The sequence below is a fragment of the Pseudomonas sp. NPDC087358 genome (assembly GCF_044900785.1).
In the GTDB taxonomy this organism is placed as follows: Bacteria; Pseudomonadota; Gammaproteobacteria; order Pseudomonadales; family Pseudomonadaceae; genus Aquipseudomonas.
The window spans coordinates 364,621-387,010 of sequence record NZ_JBJDOA010000007.1; the positions used below are offsets into that span (position 1 = coordinate 364,621).

A 22,390-nucleotide genomic window follows, 5' to 3' on the forward strand; every position below is an offset into this window, starting at 1 on the left:
CCCACCGATGGGCGCAGGACATCCAAACCCTGAGGTATTTATGAGTACCAACCTCGACCAGCTCACCGATTGGTTGAAAGAACACAGGATTACCGAAGTCGAGTGCATGATCTCCGACCTCACCGGTATCACCCGAGGCAAGATCTCTCCGACCAACAAGTTCATTGCCGAAAAAGGCATGCGCTTGCCGGAAAGCGTATTGCTGCAGACCGTGACCGGCGACTACGTCGAAGACGACATCTATTACGAGTTGCTGGACCCGGCGGACATCGACATGTTCTGCCGTCCAGACCAGAACGCGGTGTATCTGGTGCCCTGGGCCATCGAGCCCACTGCGCAGGTGATTCACGACACCTACGACAAGCAGGGCAACCCTATCGAGCTGTCGCCGCGCAACGTGCTCAAGAAAGTCCTCAAGCTCTACGCCGATCAAGGCTGGCAGCCGATCGTGGCGCCGGAGATGGAGTTCTACCTGACCAAGCGCAGCGACGACCCAGACTATCCGTTGCAACCGCCGGTTGGCCGTTCAGGGCGTCCGGAAACCGGCCGTCAGTCCTTCTCCATTGAAGCGGCCAACGAATTCGATCCGCTGTTCGAAGACGTCTACGACTGGTGCGAGCTGCAGAACCTGGACCTGGACACGCTGATCCATGAAGACGGCACCGCGCAGATGGAAATCAACTTCCGTCACGGTGACGCGCTGTCGCTGGCCGACCAGATTCTGGTGTTCAAGCGCACCATGCGTGAAGCGGCGCTCAAGCATGACGTGGCCGCGACCTTCATGGCCAAGCCCATGACCGGCGAGCCCGGCAGTGCCATGCACCTGCACCAGAGCATCATCGACATGGAGACCGGCAAGAACATCTTCTCCAATGAAGACGGGACCATGAGCCAGCTGTTTCTGCAGCACATTGGCGGCCTGCAGAAGCTGATTCCCGAGTTGTTGCCGCTGTTCGCGCCCAACGTCAACTCGTTCCGCCGCTTCCTGCCGGACACCTCGGCGCCAGTGAACGTGGAGTGGGGCGAAGAGAACCGCACCGTCGGCCTGCGTGTCCCGGATGCCGGCCCGCAGAACCGCCGCGTGGAAAACCGCCTGCCAGGGGCCGATGCCAACCCCTATCTGGCCATTGCCGCGAGCCTTTTGTGCGGTTTCATCGGCATGGTCGAGGGTCTCAACCCGAGCGCGCCGGTGGTTGGCCGTGGTTATGAGCGCCGCAACCTGCGCTTGCCGCTGACCATCGAGGACGCCCTGGAGCGGATGGAAAACAGCAAGACCGTCGAGAAATACCTCGGTGAGAAATTCATCACCGGTTACGTCGCGGTCAAGCGCGCCGAGCACGAAAACTTCAAGCGTGTGATCAGTTCGTGGGAGCGCGAATTCCTGCTCTTTGCCGTCTGACGAATCCGCGCGCGGCTCGGCCCGATCCGGCCAGCAGCGCCCGACACGCGATACCAGCCAATGGAGTGATTCATGAGTTCCAACAATCCACAGACCCGCGAATGGCAGGCCCTCAGCAGAGAGCATCACCTGGCGCCATTCAGCGACTTCAAGCAGCTCAAAGAGAAAGGCCCGCGCATCATCACCAACGCCAAGGGCGTTTACCTGTGGGACAGCGAAGGCAACAAGATCCTCGACGGCATGGCCGGCCTGTGGTGCGTCGCGGTGGGTTACGGCCGTGACGAACTGGCCGATGCCGCCAGCAAGCAGATGCGCGAGCTGCCTTATTACAATCTATTCTTCCAGACCGCTCACCCGCCGGCGTTGCAGCTGGCCAAGGCGATTTCCGAAATCGCGCCGCAAGGCATGGACCATGTGTTCTTCACCGGCTCAGGTTCCGAAGGCAACGACACCGTGCTGCGCATGGTCCGTCATTACTGGGCGGTCAAAGGCCAGCCGAACAAGAAAGTCATCATCAGCCGCATCAACGGCTATCACGGTTCGACCGTTGCGGGCGCCAGCCTGGGCGGCATGACCTATATGCATGAGCAGGGCGACTTGCCGATTCCGGGCATCGTGCATATCCCGCAGCCTTACTGGTTCGGTGAAGGCGGCGACATGACCCCGGATGAGTTCGGTGTCTGGGCTGCCGAGCAACTGGAAAAGAAAATCCTCGAAGTGGGTGAGGACAATGTCGGCGCATTCATCGCCGAGCCTATCCAGGGTGCAGGCGGCGTAATCGTTCCGCCGGACACCTACTGGCCGAAGATCAAGGAAATCCTCGCCCGATACGACATCCTGTTCGTGGCCGATGAGGTGATTTGTGGCTTCGGCCGGACCGGTGAGTGGTTCGGTAGCGATTTCTACGACCTCAAGCCTGACCTGATGACCATCGCCAAGGGCCTGACGTCGGGCTACATCCCCATGGGCGGCGTGATCGTACGTGACGAAGTAGTCAAGGTGCTCAACGACGGCGGTGATTTCAACCACGGCTTCACCTATTCCGGTCACCCGGTTGCCGCCGCCGTAGGCCTTGAAAACATCCGCATCCTGCGTGACGAGAAGATTGTCGAGCGGGTGAAATCGGAAACGGCACCATATTTGCAAAAGCGTTTGCGTGAGTTGAACGATCATCCGTTGGTGGGTGAAGTTCGCGGCGTCGGCATGCTCGGCGCTATCGAACTGGTGAAGGACAAGGCAACTCGCGAGCGTTATACCGGTCTGGGTGTAGGCATGATCTGCCGCACGTTCTGCTTCGACAACGGGCTGATCATGCGCGCAGTGGGCGACACGATGATCATCTCGCCGCCGCTGGTTATCAGCTTCGCCGAGATCGATGAGTTGGTGGAAAAAGCACGTAAATGCCTGGACCTGACCCTTGAGGCGTTGCAGAACTAGAGGTTGGGGTGATCGTGGGATAAACCATCATCCCTGTAGGAGTGAGCTTGCTCGCGATGGCGTTGTGGCGGTCACCCATGTGGTGGATGTACCGATGCCATCGCGAGCAAGCTCACTCCTACAAAAGGCGAGGGCATTTGCGTGCAGATGAAATCTTTGAAAGTTATGCAACATGGCAGGCCGCTCTGCTTGTAAGCCAGCCCAGGAAATTGCCAGACTAACGGTTGTTTTAGTCGCCGCTAACATAAAACATTGGAGCTGTACGAATGAAGAAATTTGGCAAAACCCTCCTCGCCTTGTCCCTGATGGGCGCAGTGGCTGCAGCTGCACACGCTGATGACAAAGTTCTGCACGTGTACAACTGGTCCGATTACATCGCACCCAACACCATTGCCGACTTCGAAAAAGAGTCGGGCATCAAAGTGGTGTACGACGTCTTCGACAGCAACGAGACGCTGGAAGCCAAGCTGCTGGCTGGCAAGTCGGGCTATGACATCGTCGTACCGTCCAACAACTTCCTGGCCAAACAGATCAAGGCCGGTGTCTATCAGGAGCTGGACAAGTCCAAGCTGTCCAATTACAAAAACCTCGACCCTGCCTTGCTCAAGGCGGTGTCGATCAGCGACCCGGACAACAAGCACGCATTCCCGTACATGTGGGGTTCGATCGGTATCGGTTTCAACGCCGAGAAAGTCAAGGCAGCCCTGGGCGCCGACGCTCCGGTCAATTCCTGGGATCTGCTGTTCAAGCCTGAAAACGCTGCCAAGCTGAAGTCCTGCGGTATCAGCTTCCTTGATTCGCCGACCGAGATGCTGCCGGTTGCGCTGCATTACCTGGGCCTGCCAACCGACAGCCAGAAGAAAGAAGACATCCAGAAAGCCGAAGATCTGTTCAAGAAGATTCGTCCTTCGGTCACCTACTTCCACTCTTCCAAGTACATTTCGGACCTGGCCAACGGCAACATCTGCGTAGCCGTGGGTTATTCGGGTGACGTCTACCAGGCCAAGGCGCGCGCTGAAGAAGCAGGCGGCAAGATCAAGGTCAGCTACAACATTCCCAAAGAAGGTGCCGGCAGCTTCTATGACATGGTCGCCATCCCTAAAGACGCCGAAAACGTCGAAGGCGCCTACAAGTTCATGAACTTCATCCTGCAACCTAAAGTCATGGCCGAAATCACCAACTCCGTTCACTTCCCGAACGGCAACAAGGCTGCAACCGAGTTCGTCGACAAGGACATCACGTCCGACCCAGGTGTTTATCCGCCTGCAGACGTCCTGGCCAAGTTGTACGCGATTGCCGACTTGCCGTCAGCGACTCAGCGCCTCATGACCCGCAGCTGGACCAACATCAAATCGGGCAAATAAGCCTGGCTGGGTGGGGCGTTGCCCTTACCCGAACTGTAGGGGTGAGCTTGCTCGCGATAGCGGTCTTTCAAACGAATAGGTCGACTGACACACCGCAATCGCGAGCAAGCTCACTTCTACAAAATCGGGGGCTGGCGGATGTCGATTGATGTCCCGGCATCCTGTGTCAGCAGTCAGGACGCACCCGTAATACAAAGTTTTTTTGCGAGAAGGGTTTATCGAAGGTAAGTTGCGCGCCGGATTTGTCATAGGCAGTCGTTACTGTCGTCGGCACAGGCAACTGGCCCACCTACTAAAAAGGACTGCAATTGTGTCTATTTCTTTATTTTCCAAAGGCTTGCTGCTCGGAGCCGGCCTGACGTTCGCCGTCGGTGCCTTCGCGGAGTCCACCGTCCGCATTTATAACTGGTCCGATTACATCGGCACCACGACGTTGGCCGACTTTGAGTCCACCACCGGGATCAAGACCAAATACGACGTGTTCGATTCCAACGAGACCCTGGAAGGCAAGCTGCTGGCCGGTCACACCGGTTATGACGTGGTAGTGCCTTCCAACCACTTCCTTGGTAAACAGATCAAGGCCGGTGCGTTTCAGAAACTCGACAAGTCGCAACTCCCCAACTACTCCAACCTCGATCCCGAACTGATGAAGCGCCTGGATAAAAACGACCCGGGCAATCAGTACGCCGTGCCGTATCTGTGGGGCACCAACGGCATCGGCTACAACGTCGACAAGATCAAGCAAGTGCTGGGCGTCGATACCATCGATTCCTGGGCCGTGCTGTTCGAGCCCGAGAACATCAAAAAGCTGCAGAAGTGCGGTGTCGCCTTCCTCGATTCGGCTGACGAAATGCTCCCGGCGGTGCTGAACTACATGGGCCTGAGCCCGAACAGCACCAATCCGGAAGACTACAAAAAGGCTGAAGCGAAGCTGCTGAAGGTCCGCCCTTACGTGACCTACTTCAACTCCTCGAAATACATCACGGACCTGGCCAACGGCGACATCTGCATCGCGGCCGGCTTCTCCGGTGATGTGTTCCAGGCCAAGGCGCGTGCCGAAGAAGCCGGCAAGGGCGTGAACATCGCCTACTCGATTCCCAAGGAAGGCGGCAACCTGTGGTTCGACATGCTGGCGATTCCGGCTGACGCACCGGACACCAAGGCCGCCCACGCCTTCATCAACTACATCCTCAAGCCCGACGTGATCGCCAAGGTCAGTGACCAGGTGGGTTATGCGAACCCGAACCCCGGTTCGGACAAACTTATGGATAAGGACATTCGCAACGACGAGTCGGTTTATCCGCCCAAGGACGTCCAGGACCGCCTGTACGTCAACTCCGAGTTGCCACCGAAGATTCAGCGCGTGATGACGCGCAGCTGGACCAAGATCAAAACCGGTAAATAAAGACCTTGGCGCCCGGCCGTATTGGCCGGGCGCAAAAACAGTTGGGAGTTTCACCCATGGCAGTTGCCTCCGGCGCCTACAAAAAAGCCCTTGAGGGTGGTCAGCAACCTAAACAGGTGCTGGTCAAAATCGATCGGGTCACGAAAAAGTTCGACGAGACGGTTGCTGTGGACGATGTGTCTCTGCAGATCAACAAGGGCGAGATCTTCGCCTTGCTCGGCGGTTCCGGCTCAGGCAAGTCCACGCTGCTGCGCATGCTTGCCGGTTTCGAGCGACCGACCGAGGGCCGTATTTTCCTCGATGGCGTCGACATCACCGACATGCCGCCGTACGAACGTCCGATCAACATGATGTTCCAGTCCTACGCGTTGTTTCCGCACATGACCGTGGCGCAAAACATTGCCTTCGGTTTGCAGCAGGACAAATTGGCCAAGTCTGAGGTCGAGGCTCGCGTAGCCGAGATGCTCAAGCTGGTGCAGATGACTCAGTACGCCAAGCGCAAGCCGCATCAGTTATCCGGCGGCCAGCGCCAGCGTGTGGCCCTGGCCCGTTCGTTGGCCAAGAAGCCGAAGCTGTTGCTGCTCGATGAGCCGATGGGTGCACTGGACAAGAAGCTACGCTCGCAAATGCAGCTGGAACTGGTGGAGATCATCGAGCGCGTGGGCGTGACCTGCGTGATGGTGACCCACGACCAGGAAGAGGCCATGACCATGGCCCAGCGCATCGCGATCATGCACCTGGGCTGGATCGCCCAGATCGGCAGCCCGGTGGATATCTACGAGACGCCCACCAGCCGCCTGGTGTGCGAGTTCATTGGCAACGTCAACCTGTTCGACGGTGAAGTCATCGAAGACATGGAAGGCCACGCGCTGATCCGCAGCCCCGAGCTTGAACGCAATATCTACGTCGGCCACGGCATCAGTACCTCGGTGGAAGACAAGCACATCACCTACGCCATCCGCCCGGAAAAGCTTTTGATCACCACCGAGCAGCCGGCTCAGGAATACAACTGGTCGCGCGGCAAGGTGCATGACATCGCGTATCTGGGTGGTCACTCGGTGTTCTACGTGCAACTGGCCTGCGGCAAGCTGGTGCAGTCGTTCGTGGCCAACGCCGAACGCCGCGGTGCGCGGCCTACCTGGGACGATGAAGTCTTCGTCTGGTGGGAAGACGACAGCGGCGTGGTATTGCGCTCATGAAAATCCGCAAAATCAAACGTGCGCTCAATCGAATAACGCCCAATGGCCGTCAGGCGGTCATCGGGGTTCCCTTCCTCTGGCTGTTTCTGTTCTTCGCGCTGCCGTTTCTGATCGTCATCAAGATCAGTTTCGCTGAAGCGGACGTCGCGATTCCGCCGTACACCGAGATCTTCACTTACGCCGAGCAGAAGCTCGACATCGTGCTCAACTTCGCCAACTACGCGTTGTTGACCGGGGACGACCTGTATATCTCGGCGTACCTGGGCTCATTGAAGATGGCCTTCTTCAGCACCCTGCTGTGTCTGCTGATCGGCTATCCGATGGCTTACGGCATCTCCATCGCCCGCAAGGAGATGCAGACGGTGCTGTTGCTGCTGATCATGATGCCGACCTGGACCGCGATCCTGATCCGGGTCTATGCCTGGATGGGTATTCTCAGCAACAACGGCCTGCTCAATGCCTTCCTGATGTGGCTGGGGGTGATCAATGAGCCGTTGCAGATCCTCAACACCAACCTGGCGGTTTATATCGGGGTCGTGTACTCGTATCTGCCGTTCATGATCCTGCCGCTGTACGCCAACCTGGTGAAGCATGACCAGAGCCTGCTGGAAGCGGCGTCGGACCTGGGTTCCAGCACCTTCAACAGCTTCTGGAAAATCACCGTGCCGCTGTCCAAGAACGGCGTCATCGCCGGCTGCATGCTGGTGTTCATTCCGGTGGTCGGCGAGTTCGTCATTCCTGAACTGCTGGGCGGCCCGGAGACGCTGATGATCGGTAAGGTCCTGTGGCAAGAGTTCTTCAACAACCGCGACTGGCCGGTGGCGTCCGCGCTGGCGGTGGTGATGCTGCTGATCCTCATCGTGCCGATCATTCTGTTCAACCGCAGTCAGTCCAAAGAACTGGAGGGCAAGGCATGAGAGGCTTCCGATTCTCGAACCTGATGTTGGTACTGGGCCTGGTTTTCATCTACGCGCCCATGGTCATCCTGGTGATCTATTCGTTCAACGCCTCCAAGCTTGTGACCGTCTGGGGCGGCTGGTCGGTGAAGTGGTACGTCGGCCTGCTCGACAACACGCAACTGATGAGCGCCGTCATGCGCTCGCTGGAAATCGCCCTGTACACCTCGGTCGCCGCAGTGGCGCTGGGCACCATGGCGGCCTTTGTGCTGACCCGCATCACGCGTTTCAATGGCAAGACCTTCTTCGGCGGCCTGGTGACGGCGCCGCTGGTCATGCCTGAGGTGATCACCGGTCTGTCGCTGTTGCTGCTGTTCGTGGCCATGGCACAGCTGATCGGCTGGCCGCAGGAGCGTGGCATCGTCACCATCTGGATCGCCCACACGACGTTCTGTGCGGCCTATGTGGCGGTGGTGGTGTCGGCACGCCTGCGCGAGCTGGACATGTCTATCGAGGAAGCTGCGATGGACCTGGGTGCGCGACCGTGGAAGGTGTTTTTCCTGATCACCATTCCGATGATCGCGCCATCATTGGCAGCGGGCGCGATGATGTCCTTCGCCCTGTCGCTGGATGACCTGGTGCTGGCGAGCTTCGTGTCTGGCCCAGGTTCCACGACCTTGCCGATGGAAGTGTTCTCGGCGGTGCGTCTGGGCGTGAAGCCTGAGATCAACGCGATTGCCAGCCTGATCCTGCTGGCGGTCTCGATCGCGACCTTCCTGGTCTGGTTCTTCAGCCGCCGCGCCGAAAACAATCGCAAAAAGGCCATTCAACTGGCCATCGAAGAAGCGGCAGCCGATGGCTGGAAACAGCCGGATGTACGCCGTGCGAAGGTGGTTGAGTCGGTTTGATTTCCCGCTGACTGCATCTGATCGCGCCCACCACTCTGATCGTTCCCGCGCTCTGCGTGGGAACGCATACGCCGACGCTCTGCGTCGCGACAAATCGGACGCTGAGCGTCCCGGGCGGCATCCCCACGCGGAGCGTGGGGACGATCAGCATTCTGTAGGCCCAATCGTTTCGCTTCTGCCCGAATGGCGTAGGAGTCCGGCCTGCCGACGCTCTGCCGGGAACCGGCAGTGAATCCAGTTATCTGGTCCTGTCTGACAGAGCCGGGTCGTCTGTTTCTACCGCCGGTTCCCGGCAGATCGCGGACAAGTCGCGCTCCCACGGCCTTCGGCCAGAATCAACAGCGAGTTGTCCTGCGCTCCCAGGCCTTCGGCCAGAACCAAAAGCAGATCGCAATCCGGCGCTCAACTGCCTGGCACCAACCTCAATGTCTCCTTGCTGTGCTCCGCTACATCCCCCTCACTGAACCGCTCTGGCAGGTACTGGCCGTTGATGTAGCGCTGCGCCTGATCGGCGTAGTGTTCGTCGAACAGCACACCGCTCTGCCCGACCGGGTTTATGCCAAGCGCATGGGCAGGGTCGGCGAAGTCGATCAGGCGTCGTGTGGAGGGGCCATAGCTCACCGGCCACGGCGCAGTGCCGATGCCTGCCGACAGGTTATTCGGCACTTCGTGGGTGCCGGGCGCGGCGAAGGAGCCGACATTGAACAGCATGTCCAACGGCGGCTGGCGGCCCAGCGGGTGCTCGTGGGTGAGGGTGTGGGCCTTGCCCCAGAGCCATTCATCCGGGTTAAGCCCATACAGCGACTTCAAGTGCGAGACCGTGGCATGCCAGGCGACCTTGACCGTGTTGTCGCGGCTTTCGGGTTCTGGAGAGTTACGGTTGTTCCACCAGGGCGACGCTGCATCGGCGGCCAGGCGGGGCAGGGCCATGTCGATCTCCCGCGTGGACAACAAGGTGGCGAACAGTCCGTCGCCCAGTTCATCACGGAAGGTTTGCACGGTCAGGTTGTAGAGGAACTGGTTGAACAACGTCGCGCCGACTGAATTGACGGGGTAGTCACCTTTCCAGGCGGCCAGGCGTTCGATCAGATCATGTTCTTCAGGGTCGCTGATGACCCGGCGCAACACCGGGATCAGCGGCTTGAGAATCTGCGCAGCGTAGTCAGTCTGTGTCCCCAGTTGCAGCGCCTTGCTGTTCTCCAGGTTCCATTTCACGCTGTTGTCGCTCAGTTGCCTGTTGAGCTGGCGACCGCGCTCAGCGAGGTTGTAATAACCGGGAATCTCCATCCCGGTGGGCGACACCGGCTGGAAGTTGGCCGAAACAATGTACCCGCGTGCCGGGTTTTCTTCCTGCGGGTTGGCGCTGAACGGGTAAAACCCCTGCTTGTCCGCCTGCTCGGTACTGCCATCGAGGATAAAGGCCGGATTCACCCCGGCCGGGCGTTTGGGCAATTGCGCAGCGGCCCACCAGCCGATGTCACCCTTGGCATTGGCGTACACCAGGTTCAGGCCGGGCGACTGGATCTTCTCGGCGGCGCTGCGCATCTTGTCCAGCGTGTTGGCACGGTTGGCCTCATAAAAGCCCTGCAGAATGGGGTTCTCCGACTCCAGAAACGACCACCACATGGCAATGGGTGTGCTGCCCGCGTTGTCTCCAAGCGCATCGTTGACGATGGGGCCGTGAGGCGATTGGCGCAGGGTGAAGGTGATCGGTGGCTCGCCTTTGACCTTGATCTGTTCGGGGCGTGAGGTCATGTCGGTCCAGGCGCCGTGGTACCAGACCTGATTGGGGTTCTCGGGGTTGGTCTTTTCGGCGATCAGGTCCAGGTCGTCGTTCTGGAACATGGTCAGGCTCCAGCCGAAATCCAGGTTATGGCCAAGCAGGGCGAAGGGATTGAGCGCCTGAAAGTGCCCATACAGTTCGAAACCGGGCGCTGACAGCTGGGCTTCGTACCAGACCGCTGGCACCGAGAAGCGTATGTGCGGATCACCGGCGAGCAACGGTTTGCCACTCTGCGTGCGACTGCCCGAGACCGCCCAGGCGTTGCTGCCTTCGAACTGCGGCAGGCCAGCGTCTTGCAGCGCCTGCTGGCTGAGCAATGCCAGGTCGTTGAGGCCTTTCCAGTCGCGGCTGCTCAGGGTCGGTGTCTGCGCCAACGCACCTTGCGCTTGCCAGTCCAGATCAAACACCTTCAGATAATCGGCGCCCAGTTGATCGCGCACATAGGTCAGCAGCGGTTCGGTGCGAAACGCGGCGGCGAAACTGTAGGCCAGATAGCCGCCGATACTCAGTGTGTCCTGGGCGGTGAACGGGCGCTTGTCGATGCCCAGCACGTCGAATTCGACTGGCTTGGGATGAGACGCCTGAAACTGGTTCACGCCATCCAGATAAGCTTGCAGGGCCTTCCACGCCGGAGTGTTCTTGTCCTGGCGCGCCACGTACTGGTCGGCGTGTTCACGAATGCGCAGGCTGCGGAACAGCTTGTCGGTGTTCGCAAGCTTGGGTCCGAGAATTTCGGCCAGCTCGCCACGGGCCAGCCTGCGCAGTATTTCCATCTGGAACAGCCGGTCCTGAGCATGCACATAGCCCAGGGCGCGATACAGATCGTCCTGATTCTCGGCCTTGATATGCGGCACACCGCGCTCGTCATAACGCACGCTGACGGGGGCCTGCAGGTTCGCCAGGCTCATTTCGCCATTGCGTAGCGGTTGTTTACTGTGGACATACCAGGTGCCGCCGCCTGCGATCAGGATGATCAGGAGGGCAATGACGCAAAGGCTGCGTTTCATCCGGGGGGCTCAAAACGGTAGAGAAGCGGCAAGGCTACAGATTTGTCCCATGGCTGGGTAGAAGGGCCAGTGGACTGAATGAGAGTGCGCTTCCATGCCTTGGGCAGAAGCGGATCATTTCGATTACGCTGCTATCCACGCCTCCCTGAGTTGAAAATCATGCGAATTCAATCCTGCGCCCTGACCTTGCTGCTGGCGCTGCTCTGCACTCAGGCGCTCGCCTTCACCGGTCCCAAGGCGGGTGACGTCGTCGAAGTCAGCCTCGAACAGCTTCACCCGACCCAGGCCGTCATCGGCTTCGACCAGGTGTATTACAAGCTCGAGCGCTTTGCCAGAAATCGGCAAAAGCTGTTCGATGAGATCTGTGAGAGCAATGGCCAGGATCAAGCGAAGCCGGTCGAGGGCAGCGCCGACCCGCTCAAACCTGAGAGCTTCAGCTGCAAGGATCAGCCGAACGAGCATCCGCAGGAGATGAAGACCGTGGTGGCAGGCCCCGGGGGGCAGCTTTACCTCACCGATGGGCATCACACCTTCAGCACCCTGTGGGAACAACCCGGCGCCGGGCCGCAGATGAAGATGAAAGTTCGCGTTACCGATGATTTCAGCGACAGCGCCGACATGGCGACGTTCTGGAAACGTATGCAAACCGCGCACAAGGTCTGGCTCAAGGACGGCAACGGGCAGGGCATCTCGCCTGATCAATTGCCCGCTCACGTCGGCCTGCAATCGATGCACAACGACATCATGCGCAGCATCGTGTATTTCGTCCGCGGTGCGGCGTACGACAAGCCAGACGCAGGAGAGGTGTCGCCGGAGTTCCTGGAGTTCTATTGGGCCGACTGGCTGCGAGCACGCATGAAGCTGGCCGATTACAACCTCAGCGAGCGCAGCGGGTATCACCGGGCGCTGCAGGCGGCCAGCGATCTGATGGTCAAGCCGCCATCGAGCAAAGCAGTGGGCGGCGGGCTGACGGCCAGAGAGCTGGGCGGCTTCAAATCGGTCAAGCGCAAGGCCCTGACCAAAGTGGCCGACGAGAAGCTGCCATACGTGCTCGACTACAAGGCCACTCACTGAACAGATTGCAGCCCTGTAGCAGCACGGCGTGTCGGCGGTCGCGGTTTCGAGGGCAGCGCCGTGCAGCCGCACTGCTGCAAGGATTTCTCAGTCAGCGCCCGCCCAGGGGCAATAGCAACCGACCGCCATGGTGCGCGTGACGCTGACCGAGCGATCGGCCTTCAGTGCTTGCAGGATCGGTTCGATGAAACTGTTTTGTGAATTGCACACCAGCCCTTCGCTGTATGGCCCGAAGTAGGCCAGCTTGCCTTGCCTATCCCAGATCGCCACAGCCGGGCTCACCGTGATGCGCTCGGCACCGGGCAGGCTGCTCAAGGGTTTGATGGCGCTGAGCGTGGAGGGGAGCGGTGCATGGCTGCCTGGTCGTTGCACGGCGTAAAAGTCCACGCCATTGTCCCCGGCAAAATGCGCGACCAATTCACTCAGATGCTGTTGATTGCCTACGTTGCAGGGGCAGGCCGGGTCCCAGAAGTGCACCACCCGGATACGCCCAGGCCCTGCCAGCTCGGTTGGCAGGCTCAGCACGTCGCCTGCAAATAGCGCGGTCTGATCACTGAACGCTCGCACGTAACGCCCCTCAAACCACTTGTAGCCGAGCCACAGGCCTGCCGCGCAGAGCAAAGCGATCAGCGCTAACACAGCAGTGCGATTTCCAGCGCGTGAATGAGCAGTCATGGGGCGGCTTCGATTTGGGTGACGTAGCTTGCCACGCCTGAGAGGACAGAAGAAACTCGCAGGCATGCGTCACGTTTTGAATTCTTATTGGCCTGATGTGGAACACCGATGTCCAACACGTTCGACCCTGATCACCTGCGCGCCGGTCTGCAACCGCTGAGTGTCGGGCTGGCACTCTCCGATGACGCACAGGCCTACCAGCGTTTCTACAGCCTGGCAGGGCTGGGACGTGACGGTCTGGTGAGCAGCCGGCTCGGGCGGTTCGAGGTCGGCGGTTTCGAGATCGTCACTCAGTTGTGGACGCCTGAGCAGCCCGTGGCGACGCTGGTGCTGGTGCATGGCTTCTACGATCACATGGGGCTGTATCGCCACGTCATCGAGTGGGCGCTGGAACTGGGCTTCGCGGTGATTTCCTGTGACTTGCCGGGGCATGGCCTGTCCAGTGGCACACGGGCGAGCATTACCGATTTCGCCGAGTATCAAGTGGTGCTTGAGCGACTGTTCGTCGAGGCCCGGATCCTGCAATTGCCCGAACCCTGGCATCTGTGCGGGCAAAGTACCGGCGGGGCGATCGTTATCGATCATCTGCTCAATCATGGCGAAGAAAGCCCGGCGCAGGGGCAGTCGATTCTGTTGGCGCCTCTGGTGCGACCGCGTGGCTGGGCCTGGTCGAAATTCAGCTATTACCTGCTGCGGACCTTCGTCAAAGGCATCGACCGGCGTTTCAGCGAAAACTCCAACGCGCCTGCCTTTCTACCCTTTCTGATGGCCGACCCATTGCAGCCCCGGCGGCTGCCAACCGTCTGGGTCGGCGCGCTGGCCAAGTGGATCGAGCGCATAGAAAGCGCGCCACGCAGCCGGCGCAGTCCTTTGGTGGTGCAGGGCGAGTCCGACATGACGGTGGACTGGAGCCACAATCTGGCGGTGCTCAACGACAAGTTCGACCGGCCACAGATTTTCATGATGCACGAGGCGCGGCATCACCTGGCCAACGAGCTGCCGGAATTACGCGAGCGGTTTTTTGCGTTTTTGACGCAGCGGATGGGGTAGGTCGCACCGTGCGCCACCTGTAGGAGTGAGCCTGCTCGCGATTGCAGGTAGCAGTCACCCCTTATGTGTCCGACATTCCGCCATCGCAAGCAAGCTTCACTCCTACAGTATGTGGCGAGGCGAATACGCCGGGCCGCCGCTACTTTACGCTTTGCCCCACCGCCAACCCGGCACGAATCGCCGCCAGGGCCGCCTGGTAGTACGCCTTGCCCTCGGTGGACTCGGCAAAGGTGGCGAACTCATCCAGTTCCGCATCGGACAGGTCGCGGTAGACATACAGCAGCGTGTTGCTCATATCGTTCGCGATCTGCGCCATCAGGCGTTGGCGCTGGCCATCGAGCATGCCTTGCGTCGACCCACCGGCCATCAACCCCGGAATCATCGAGCTCAGGCTGTCGGCGGCGACCCCGGCAATCGCCAGGCTGACCTCTGCGCCGGCTTCCTTGGCGGGCAAGGCGTTGGTCAGATGACCAATGATCAGCTGGCGGTTATCGCTGGCCTGTATCTTCGGCAAGCCTTGAGCGTTTTTGGCCAGTTGATCGGGGCGGGTGGCAGTCAGTTCGGCATTGACGATCTTGCGGCCCAGCGGCGACTGGAAGAATTGCAGCGCCGGCGCTGGGTCTTGCAGGGTCTGGCGCAGTTTCTGTTCGGCGCGTTGATCCATCGCCTGCGGGGCGAAGCGCTGGTTGCTGTTGTTGACCAGCGCGTCGAACACCGCTGGAGGCAGGCTGTTCTTGTAGCGCTGTTGGGCAGCTTTGAGGGCGTCGTTGAAATGTGCGCGTTGTTCTGGCCAGCCGGTGACCTTGTACAGCTGGTCGTGGCCGTCTGCCCAGGCGGGCATGGTGCAGAACATCAACAGCAGGAAAAACAGACGGCGCATTAGAGACTCCTGTCGGCAGGCCGCTATTCTCGGCGGGGCGGCGGGGATTTGTCGAGTTAACAGTTGCCAGACCCCCAGAAAACCCATGGGTTCGGCGATCCTGCGAGGAAAACCCGCGGGCCTGTACTCCACCGAAAAAATATTCCCTGACCGCCAGACCGCGGGCTCTGTTGGATTGCTCGGCGTATGGATACTATGCGCGCCATGCGCATAGCCTCTGATCACCCTCTGCTGTTACGAATCGTCGACGATCTGGCCGCGCGCGGCTGGTCGCAGCAGAATATCTTCCTGCCCGACAGCCTCACCCGAGAGCTGGCGCTTGAGTGTCGCCAGCGCGCGGCCCAGGGCGAGCTGGCGCCAGCGGCGGTCGGGCGCGGGCCTGCCCAGGAAGTTCGCGAGGGCATACGCGGCGATCATATCCAATGGCTGGAGCCAGGACAGGCCGAGCCCTGCGACCGTTACATGGACTTGATGGACAGCTTGCGCCAGGCGCTCAACCGCGGGCTGTTCATGGGCCTGGAGGACTTTGAAAGCCACTTCGCCCTGTATCCGCCCGGCGCCTTCTATCGCAAGCATGTCGACCGCTTTCGTGATGACGACAAGCGCATGGTGTCTGCGGTGATCTACCTCAATGACGCTTGGTTGCCCGAGCACGGGGGGCAGCTGCGCATGTTCCTCAAAGATGGCGTGGAGTATGACGTGCAGCCCACGGGCGGCTGTCTGGTGGTGTTTCTTTCCGGCGACATGCCCCATGAAGTGCTGCCATCGACCCGCGAGCGCCTGTCGCTGACCGGTTGGTTTCGCCGGCGCGGCAATGAGCCCTTCGAGTTGTAGCGGCCAGCGCCCGACGGCCGCTGTTTTGACCAAGATGAAATCTTCTACATATACCGGTTGTCCCAAGCACCGCAGCCCCAAGCGAGGCTAAGGTAAAGGGCGTTCATGCGCGTTGGTCCGAGTCATGTGCTGAGCAGCTCGTACGATGGCGGGACGCGGACGACCCATAACAGGAGAGATCATGAAGACCCTATTTGCAAGAACTGCCCTGGCCAGCCTGCTGTTGGGCTCGGCCTTTATGGTTCAGGCCGCCGATGTGCCGCGTACCGCCTCGCCTGCTGGCGCCGAGGTGTACATCATCTCGCCCAAGGATGGCGCCACGATCAACGGCACGTTCAAGGTGCAGTTCGGCCTCAAGGGCATGGGCGTTGCGCCTGCGGGCGTCGATGTGCCGGATACCGGCCATCATCACCTGTTGATCGACGTCAAGGATCAACCGGACATGAACGCACCACTGCCGACCACCGACAACATCCGCCACTTCGGCAAGGGTCAGACCGAAACCGAGCTAAACCTGACCCCCGGCCAGCACACCCTGCAACTGCTGGTAGGCGACAAGAACCACGTGCCGCTGAATCCTCCGGTCGAATCGCAGAAGATCACCATTACCGTGAAGTGATCCATCAAAATCCCTGTAGGAGTGAGCTCGCTCGCGATTGCGGCATTTCAGGCACGCCAATGTTGGCTGACAAACCGCTATCGCGAGCAAGCTCACTGCTACTGGTCGTGGCGCGTTTTAGCGCACAAAAAAAGGAGACCCGAAGGTCTCCTTTTTCATGGCCCTGACAAGCGGCTTAGAACAGTACGCGGCTGCGGATGGTGCCTTTGATGTGTTGCAGCTTCTCTTGCGCCAGGTCCGAGTACTCGGCGTCGACGTCGATGACCACGTAGCCGACCTTCTCGTTGGTCTGCAGGAACTGACCGGAGATGTTGATGCCGTTTTCCGCGAACACCTTGTTGATTTCGCTGAGCACGCCCGGAATGTTCTGGTGGATGTGCAGCAGGCGGTGTTTGCCAGGGTGAGCCGGCAAGGCCACTTCCGGGAAGTTGACCGAGGACACCGAAGTACCGTTGTCGCTGTACTTGACCAGCTTCTCTGCCACTTCCAGACCGATGTTGGCCTGCGCTTCGGCAGTCGAGCCGCCGATGTGCGGGGTCAGGATCACGTTATCCAGGCCACGCAGCGGGCTTTCGAACTCGTCATCGTTGGAGCGCGGCTCGACCGGGAACACGTCGATGGCGGCGCCGATCAGGTGCTTGTCCTTGATCGCGTCGGCCAGAGCGTTGAGCTCGACCACGGTGCCACGCGCGGCGTTGATCAGGATCGCGCCTTTCTTCATGGCACGGATTTCTTTCTCGCCGATCATCCATTGCGTGGATGGCAGCTCAGGCACGTGCAACGAAACGATGTCGGCCAGCCCCAGCAGCTCGTTCAGGCTGGAGACCTGGGTAGCGTTGCCCAGTGGCAGCTTGGTCAGCGGATCAAAGAAGAAAACCTGCATGCCCAGGCTTTCGGCGAGAACCGACAGTTGAGTGCCGATCGAGCCGTAGCCGATGATGCCCAGCTTCTTGCCACGAATCTCGAAAGAGTTGGCCGCGCTCTTGATCCAGCCGCCACGATGGCAGGAGGCGTTTTTTTCCGGGATGCCGCGCAGCAGCAGGATGGCCTCGGCCAGCACCAGTTCGGCCACCGAACGGGTATTGGAGTATGGCGCGTTGAACACCGCGATACCGCGCTCGCGGGCGGCGTTCAGGTCAACCTGGTTGGTACCGATGCAGAAGCAGCCCACTGCAACCAGTTTCTTGGCGCAGTCGAACAGCTCTTCGGTCAGTTGCGTGCGGGAACGAATACCGATGAAGTGAGCGTCGGCAATCTTTTCCTTCAGTTCGGCTTCCGGCAGAGACTTGGTGTGGTACTCGATGCTGGTATAACCGGCGGCCTTGAGGACGTCGACTGCCGATTGATGGACGCCTTCGAGAAGAAGGAACTTGATCTTGCTCTTGTCGAGGGAAGTCTTGCTCATCTGCGTAAACCTGTATCCCGGAGAGAAATGGCAGTAAGTGAAGCTCACGCATATCGGCCAGAAGCTCGATTAGCGGGGGGCGTATGCTAGCATATGCACCCCGCGAAACACCCCACTCCTGGACGTGAGCCGTTCTCAGGATGACCATGAATTGTTCGAGAGTTCTGTTGATGACCCATCCTGCGCTGATAGATGAGCTGAAGACCCTGGTTGAGCCTGGCAAGGTCCTGATCGATGCCGACTCCCTTGAAGCCTATGGCAAGGACTGGACCAAGCACTTCGCTCCGGCGCCGCTGGCCATTGTTTTCCCCAAGACCACCGAGCAGGTGCAGGCGATCGTGCGCTGGGCCAATGAGCGCAAGGTTGCACTGGTCCCCTCGGGCGGCCGTACCGGGTTGTCCGCCGCCGCGGTTGCCGCCAACGGCGAAGTGGTGGTCTCGTTCGACTACATGAACCAGGTGCTGGACCTCAACCTGACCGACCGCACTGCGGTCTGCCAGCCAGGGGTGGTGACCAAGCAACTGCAGAACCTCGCCGAAGAAAACGGTCTGTACTACCCGGTGGACTTCGCATCGTCCGGTTCCAGCCAGATTGGCGGCAACATCGGCACCAATGCCGGCGGGATCAAGGTCATTCGCTACGGCATGACCCGCAACTGGGTGGCCGGCCTCAAAGTCGTCACCGGCAAGGGTGATCTGCTGGAGCTGAACAAGGACCTGATCAAGAACGCTACCGGTTATGACATGCGTCAGCTGTTCATCGGTGCCGAAGGTACCCTGGGCTTTGTCGTCGAAGCGACCATGCGTCTGGACCGTGCGCCGAAGAACCTCACCGCGATGGTCCTGGGCACCACCGATTTCAACGCGATCATGCCGGTGCTGCATGCGTTCCAGAGCAAGCTCGACCTGACCGCGTTCGAATTCTTCTCGGACAAGGCGCTGGCCAAGGTCATGGCCCGTGGGGATGTGCCGTCGCCGTTCGAGACCGATTGCCCGTTCTACGCGCTGCTGGAATTCGAAGCGACCACCGAAGAAGTGGCCAACCATGCGCTGGAAACCTTCGAGCATTGCGTCGAGCAGGGCTGGGTGCTGGACGGCGTGATGAGCCAGAGCGAGCAACAACTGCACAATCTGTGGAAGTTGCGCGAATACATCTCCGAAACCATCTCGCACTTCACCCCGTACAAGAACGACATCTCGGTCACCGTCTCCAAAGTGCCCGCGTTTCTGGCCGAAGTCGATGCGATCGTTGGCCAGCATTACCCGGATTTCGAGATCGTCTGGTTCGGCCACATCGGCGACGGCAACCTGCACCTGAACATCCTCAAGCCTGAAAACCTGAGCAAGGACGAGTTCTTCGCCAAGTGCGCTACCGTCAACAAATGGGTGTTCGAGATCGTGCAGAAGTACAACGGCTCGATTTCCGCCGAGCACGGTGTGGGCATGACCAAGCGTGATTATCTGGAGTACAGCCGTTCGCCAGTGGAAATCGAATACATGAAAGCTCTAAAGGCCGTCTTCGACCCCAATGGCATCATGAACCCGGGCAAGATCTTCGCGGTGTAAGCTGCGATCTGCCGGTAAACAGTACAGCCCGACCCCGTATCCAGGAGCGCTCATGAGCTATCAGCACAAGTATGTCGACGGCACCAAGGTTCACTTTCCGCTGGGCAAGGTCGTGTGCATCGGCCGTAACTATGCCGAGCACGCCAAGGAGCTGGACAACCCGGTACCCACCGAGCCATTGCTGTTCATCAAGCCGGGTAGCTGCGTAGTGGAGATCGAAGGCGGCTTCAGTATCCCGCAGGACCGTGGGTCGGTGCACTACGAAGCCGAAATCGTCGTGCTGATCGGCAAGCCTCTGAGCAAGAACCCAAGCCGCGAGGAAGTGCTCGACGCCATTTACGGCTTCGCGCCGGGGCTGGATCTGACTTTGCGTGACGTGCAGTCCAAGCTCAAGGAGAAAGGCCTGCCGTGGGAAATCGCCAAGTCGTTCGATGGCGCAGCGGTGATTGCGCCATTCGTTTCGCCAGACGTCTACCCCGATCTGGCTGATATCGCGATTCGCCTGACCGTCAACGGTGAAGTGCGCCAGGACGGCAACAGCAGCCAGATGCTCAACCCGATCGTGCCGATGATTCAGCACATGGCGTCGCAGTTCTCGCTGCACGCAGGCGATCTGATCATGACGGGCACGCCGGCAGGGGTCGGCCCGTTCAATGTCGGCGATGAAATCATCCTGGAGCTGCCGGGACACAGCCGTTTCGAAAGCGACGTGCGCTGACCCTGATACATCCGGTTGATCAAGGCTGCCTGTGACACCTCACAGGCAGCCTTTTTTGTATCGCGTGTCACCGTGTTATCGGGAGATGCGGATTGCCGTTTTTTTCACACGCAATCTGGATAATCCCTCGCCGACCGCAGCGCCTTGCCGCTGTGCCAATGGATTTTTTCTCAGGATCGCCCCCATGGACTCCAACGCCCAGTCACTGAACAAGCGCCGCCGTCGACCGAGCTTTTCCTGGCTACTGATCGCCCTGGTGGTGATTCTTGTCGGCCTTTCCTATGCATGGCATTGGGACGACCGCGGTCTGCTGTGGCTGCACGAGCAGACCGCCTCTTCGGCTGAGCGATCGGCCAGCGTCTGGCTGCCTGACTACAAGGTCGATGTCGACGGCAAGTCGATGGTAGGCCTTGAGAAGGATGAAGCGTCGGACCTGTCCTATGACCCCGTAAGCAAGACCCTGTACTCGGTCATGGGCAAGAATGCCTTTCTGGCAGAGCTGAGCCTGACCGGCGACGTGCTGCGCAAGATCCCGTTGGTGGGCTGGAGCAACCCGGAAGGCGTCATGGTGCTGGGCAACGGGGTTATCGCCATCGTCGATGAGCGGCAACACCTGATGACCATGGTCACCGTGACCCCGGATACCACAACGTTGAATATCGCTGACTTCCCCAAATACGATCTGGGTCCCTCGGTCGATCAGAACAAGGCGTTCGAGGGCGTGACCTGGGATGCGCGCAATCAGCAGATCCTGCTTGGCGAGGAGCGCCCGCCTGCGCTGTTCAGCTGGAAGTCTGACGGCAGTGCCGTGCTCAAGGGCGACAAGCAGAAGCTGGTGAATGACAACCTGATCATGCGCAACCTGTCGGCGTTGTATGCCGAGCAGAAAACCGGGCACCTGCTGGTGCTGTCTGCCGAATCGCACCTGCTGCTGGAGCTGGACGGGAAGGGTAATGAAGTCAGCTTCATGGCGCTGGTAAGCGGCCTGCACGGGCTGGCCCACACCATTCCCCGTGCCGAAGGGGTGACCATGGATGAGCACGGCACGATCTACATGGTCAGCGAGCCTAACCTGTTTTATTCGTTCAAGAAGCAGTGACGTACCCTTGTGTAGCAGTCCGGCTCGCCGGCGGTGGCGTCTGTAATATCGCCACCGCCGGCCAGCCGGGCTGCTTCAGATAGATGGCCAGCATTGCAGTGTCTGATGCAATGCATCGCGAGCGAGCTCACTCCTACAGGGCCCTGATCAGCGCTTCAGGGTTTTCACGCCTTCCTGAGTGCCCAGCAGCAGCAGATCCGCCGAACGCGCCGCGAACAGGCCGTTGGTAACCACGCCGACGATGGCGTTGATCCGGGCTTCAAGCTCGACCGGGTTGGTGATGCTCATGTTGTGCACATCGAGAATGATGTTGCCGTTATCGGTCAGTACACCTTCGCGATACACCGGGTCGCCGCCCAGCTTCACCAGCTGACGCGCAACGTGGCTGCGAGCCATCGGAATGACTTCCACCGGCAACGGAAATGCGCCAAGCACGGGCACCAGCTTGCTGCCGTCGGCGATGCAGATGAAGGTCTTGGCGACGGCCGCAACGATTTTCTCGCGGGTCAGCGCGGCGCCGCCGCCTTTGATCAGGTTCAGGTGTTCGTCGCTTTCGTCGGCACCGTCGATGTAGAACTCCAGATCGCTGACTGTGTTGAGCTCATACACCGCAATGCCATGGCCTTTGAGGCGGGCGGCGGTGGCTTCGGAGCTGGCGACCGCGCCGTCGAACGCGCCTTTGTGCCGGGCCAGGGCATCGATGAAGCAATTGGCGGTGGAGCCGGTGCCGACGCCCACGATGCTTTTGTCGTCGAGTTTCGGAAGGATGAAGTCGACGGCGGCCTGGGCAACGGCCTGTTTGAGTTGATCCTGGGTCATGCGGGGCTCCACGGGGGCCAAAGGATACAAAAAGGGTCGGCATTATAGCGGCATGCCGCCGTTAAAGCCTGACTCTTGGTGTGGTCGTGCGTCGGGGCGCGGGGTAGACTTGCCGGTCTTGCCCCTTTCGCCAGTGATGCTTTCCCGATGCTCGAACAGTACGTCAAGAAAATCCTCACCTCGCGCGTCTACGACGTCGCCGTGGAAACCCCGCTGCAAGGCGCCCGTCAGTTGTCCGAGCGCCTTGGCAATCA

At 59.9% G+C, this 22,390-nt stretch carries 20 protein-coding genes; 15 read left to right on the forward strand and 5 right to left on the reverse strand.

Annotated elements, in window-relative coordinates; translation table 11 throughout:
- Window positions 1–40: 40 nt before the first annotated feature.
- The 7 genes from ACI2KS_RS18840 (at window position 41) to ACI2KS_RS18870 (ending at window position 8,608) form a co-directional block, all read left to right on the forward strand.
- Complete coding sequence (locus ACI2KS_RS18840) at window positions 41–1,399, forward strand: glutamine synthetase family protein (protein ID WP_404622481.1); 1,359 nt, start codon at window positions 41–43, stop codon at window positions 1,397–1,399.
- 72 nt (window positions 1,400–1,471) lie between these two features.
- On the forward strand, window positions 1,472–2,836 hold the full coding sequence (locus tag ACI2KS_RS18845) for an aspartate aminotransferase family protein (RefSeq protein ID WP_404622482.1): 1,365 nt from the start codon (window positions 1,472–1,474) through the stop codon (window positions 2,834–2,836).
- 266 nt (window positions 2,837–3,102) lie between these two features.
- The gene (locus ACI2KS_RS18850) at window positions 3,103–4,200 is read left to right on the forward strand and encodes a polyamine ABC transporter substrate-binding protein (RefSeq protein ID WP_404622483.1); all 1,098 of its coding nucleotides are present in this window, start codon (window positions 3,103–3,105) and stop codon (window positions 4,198–4,200) included.
- 310 nt (window positions 4,201–4,510) lie between these two features.
- Complete coding sequence (locus ACI2KS_RS18855) at window positions 4,511–5,605, forward strand: polyamine ABC transporter substrate-binding protein (RefSeq protein ID WP_404622484.1); 1,095 nt, start codon at window positions 4,511–4,513, stop codon at window positions 5,603–5,605.
- A 56-nt stretch (window positions 5,606–5,661) separates the two neighbouring features.
- A complete protein-coding gene (gene potA, locus ACI2KS_RS18860) occupies window positions 5,662–6,804 on the forward strand; it encodes a polyamine ABC transporter ATP-binding protein (RefSeq protein ID WP_404622485.1) in 1,143 nt (380 codons plus the stop codon).
- Entirely contained in the window at window positions 6,801–7,721 is a 921-nt protein-coding gene (locus tag ACI2KS_RS18865; RefSeq protein WP_404622486.1) for an ABC transporter permease subunit, read from the forward strand. Before potA ends, ACI2KS_RS18865 begins: the two co-directional genes overlap by 4 nt.
- A complete protein-coding gene (locus tag ACI2KS_RS18870; protein WP_404622487.1) occupies window positions 7,718–8,608 on the forward strand; it encodes an ABC transporter permease subunit in 891 nt (296 codons plus the stop codon). Before ACI2KS_RS18865 ends, ACI2KS_RS18870 begins: the two co-directional genes overlap by 4 nt.
- A gap of 402 nt (window positions 8,609–9,010) precedes the next feature.
- On the opposite strand, the gene ACI2KS_RS18875 is transcribed toward ACI2KS_RS18870, so the two are convergent.
- Entirely contained in the window at window positions 9,011–11,398 is a 2,388-nt protein-coding gene (locus ACI2KS_RS18875) for a penicillin acylase family protein (RefSeq protein WP_404622488.1), read from the reverse strand.
- 159 nt (window positions 11,399–11,557) lie between these two features.
- On the opposite strand from ACI2KS_RS18875, the gene ACI2KS_RS18880 reads away from it, so the two are divergent.
- The gene (locus ACI2KS_RS18880; RefSeq protein ID WP_404622489.1) at window positions 11,558–12,472 is read left to right on the forward strand and encodes a ParB/Srx family N-terminal domain-containing protein; all 915 of its coding nucleotides are present in this window, start codon (window positions 11,558–11,560) and stop codon (window positions 12,470–12,472) included.
- 87 nt (window positions 12,473–12,559) lie between these two features.
- Here the strand turns inward: ACI2KS_RS18880 and ACI2KS_RS18885 are convergent, their stop codons facing one another.
- A complete protein-coding gene (locus ACI2KS_RS18885; protein ID WP_404622490.1) occupies window positions 12,560–13,147 on the reverse strand; it encodes a DUF6436 domain-containing protein in 588 nt (195 codons plus the stop codon).
- Between the two features lie 108 nt (window positions 13,148–13,255).
- Between ACI2KS_RS18885 and ACI2KS_RS18890 the strand changes: the two genes are divergently transcribed.
- A complete protein-coding gene (locus ACI2KS_RS18890; protein ID WP_404622491.1) occupies window positions 13,256–14,197 on the forward strand; it encodes an alpha/beta hydrolase in 942 nt (313 codons plus the stop codon).
- A 139-nt stretch (window positions 14,198–14,336) separates the two neighbouring features.
- Here the strand turns inward: ACI2KS_RS18890 and ACI2KS_RS18895 are convergent, their stop codons facing one another.
- The gene (locus ACI2KS_RS18895) at window positions 14,337–15,077 is read right to left on the reverse strand and encodes a DUF2059 domain-containing protein (protein ID WP_404622492.1); all 741 of its coding nucleotides are present in this window, start codon (window positions 15,075–15,077) and stop codon (window positions 14,337–14,339) included.
- Window positions 15,078–15,272: 195 nt separating this feature from the next.
- Between ACI2KS_RS18895 and ACI2KS_RS18900 the strand changes: the two genes are divergently transcribed.
- On the forward strand, window positions 15,273–15,911 hold the full coding sequence (locus tag ACI2KS_RS18900) for a 2OG-Fe(II) oxygenase (RefSeq protein ID WP_404622518.1): 639 nt from the start codon (window positions 15,273–15,275) through the stop codon (window positions 15,909–15,911).
- A 238-nt stretch (window positions 15,912–16,149) separates the two neighbouring features.
- On the forward strand, window positions 16,150–16,530 hold the full coding sequence (locus tag ACI2KS_RS18905) for a DUF4399 domain-containing protein (protein ID WP_404622519.1): 381 nt from the start codon (window positions 16,150–16,152) through the stop codon (window positions 16,528–16,530).
- Between the two features lie 175 nt (window positions 16,531–16,705).
- Here the strand turns inward: ACI2KS_RS18905 and serA are convergent, their stop codons facing one another.
- Window positions 16,706–17,935 (reverse strand): phosphoglycerate dehydrogenase, encoded by a 1,230-nt coding sequence (serA, locus tag ACI2KS_RS18910; RefSeq protein WP_404622493.1) that lies wholly within the window; start codon window positions 17,933–17,935, stop codon window positions 16,706–16,708.
- Between the two features lie 170 nt (window positions 17,936–18,105).
- On the opposite strand from serA, the gene ACI2KS_RS18915 reads away from it, so the two are divergent.
- The 3 genes from ACI2KS_RS18915 (at window position 18,106) to ACI2KS_RS18925 (ending at window position 21,317) form a co-directional block, all read left to right on the forward strand.
- On the forward strand, window positions 18,106–19,500 hold the full coding sequence (locus ACI2KS_RS18915) for an FAD-binding oxidoreductase (protein ID WP_404622520.1): 1,395 nt from the start codon (window positions 18,106–18,108) through the stop codon (window positions 19,498–19,500).
- Between the two features lie 52 nt (window positions 19,501–19,552).
- A complete protein-coding gene (locus ACI2KS_RS18920) occupies window positions 19,553–20,218 on the forward strand; it encodes a fumarylacetoacetate hydrolase family protein (protein ID WP_404622494.1) in 666 nt (221 codons plus the stop codon).
- 184 nt (window positions 20,219–20,402) lie between these two features.
- Window positions 20,403–21,317 carry an SdiA-regulated domain-containing protein gene (locus ACI2KS_RS18925; protein WP_404622495.1) on the forward strand — a complete coding sequence of 305 codons (915 nt, stop codon included), beginning with the start codon at window positions 20,403–20,405 and terminating at the stop codon, window positions 21,315–21,317.
- Window positions 21,318–21,464: 147 nt separating this feature from the next.
- Here ACI2KS_RS18925 and rpiA read toward each other — a convergent pair whose 3' ends face one another.
- Window positions 21,465–22,136: a ribose-5-phosphate isomerase RpiA gene (rpiA, locus tag ACI2KS_RS18930; RefSeq protein ID WP_404622496.1), complete on the reverse strand. Its 672-nt coding sequence runs from the start codon at window positions 22,134–22,136 to the stop codon at window positions 21,465–21,467.
- Between the two features lie 147 nt (window positions 22,137–22,283).
- Here rpiA and ACI2KS_RS18935 point away from each other — a divergent pair.
- The coding region (locus ACI2KS_RS18935) for a hypothetical protein (RefSeq protein ID WP_404622521.1) at window positions 22,284–22,390 on the forward strand (107 nt) is incomplete at its 3' end.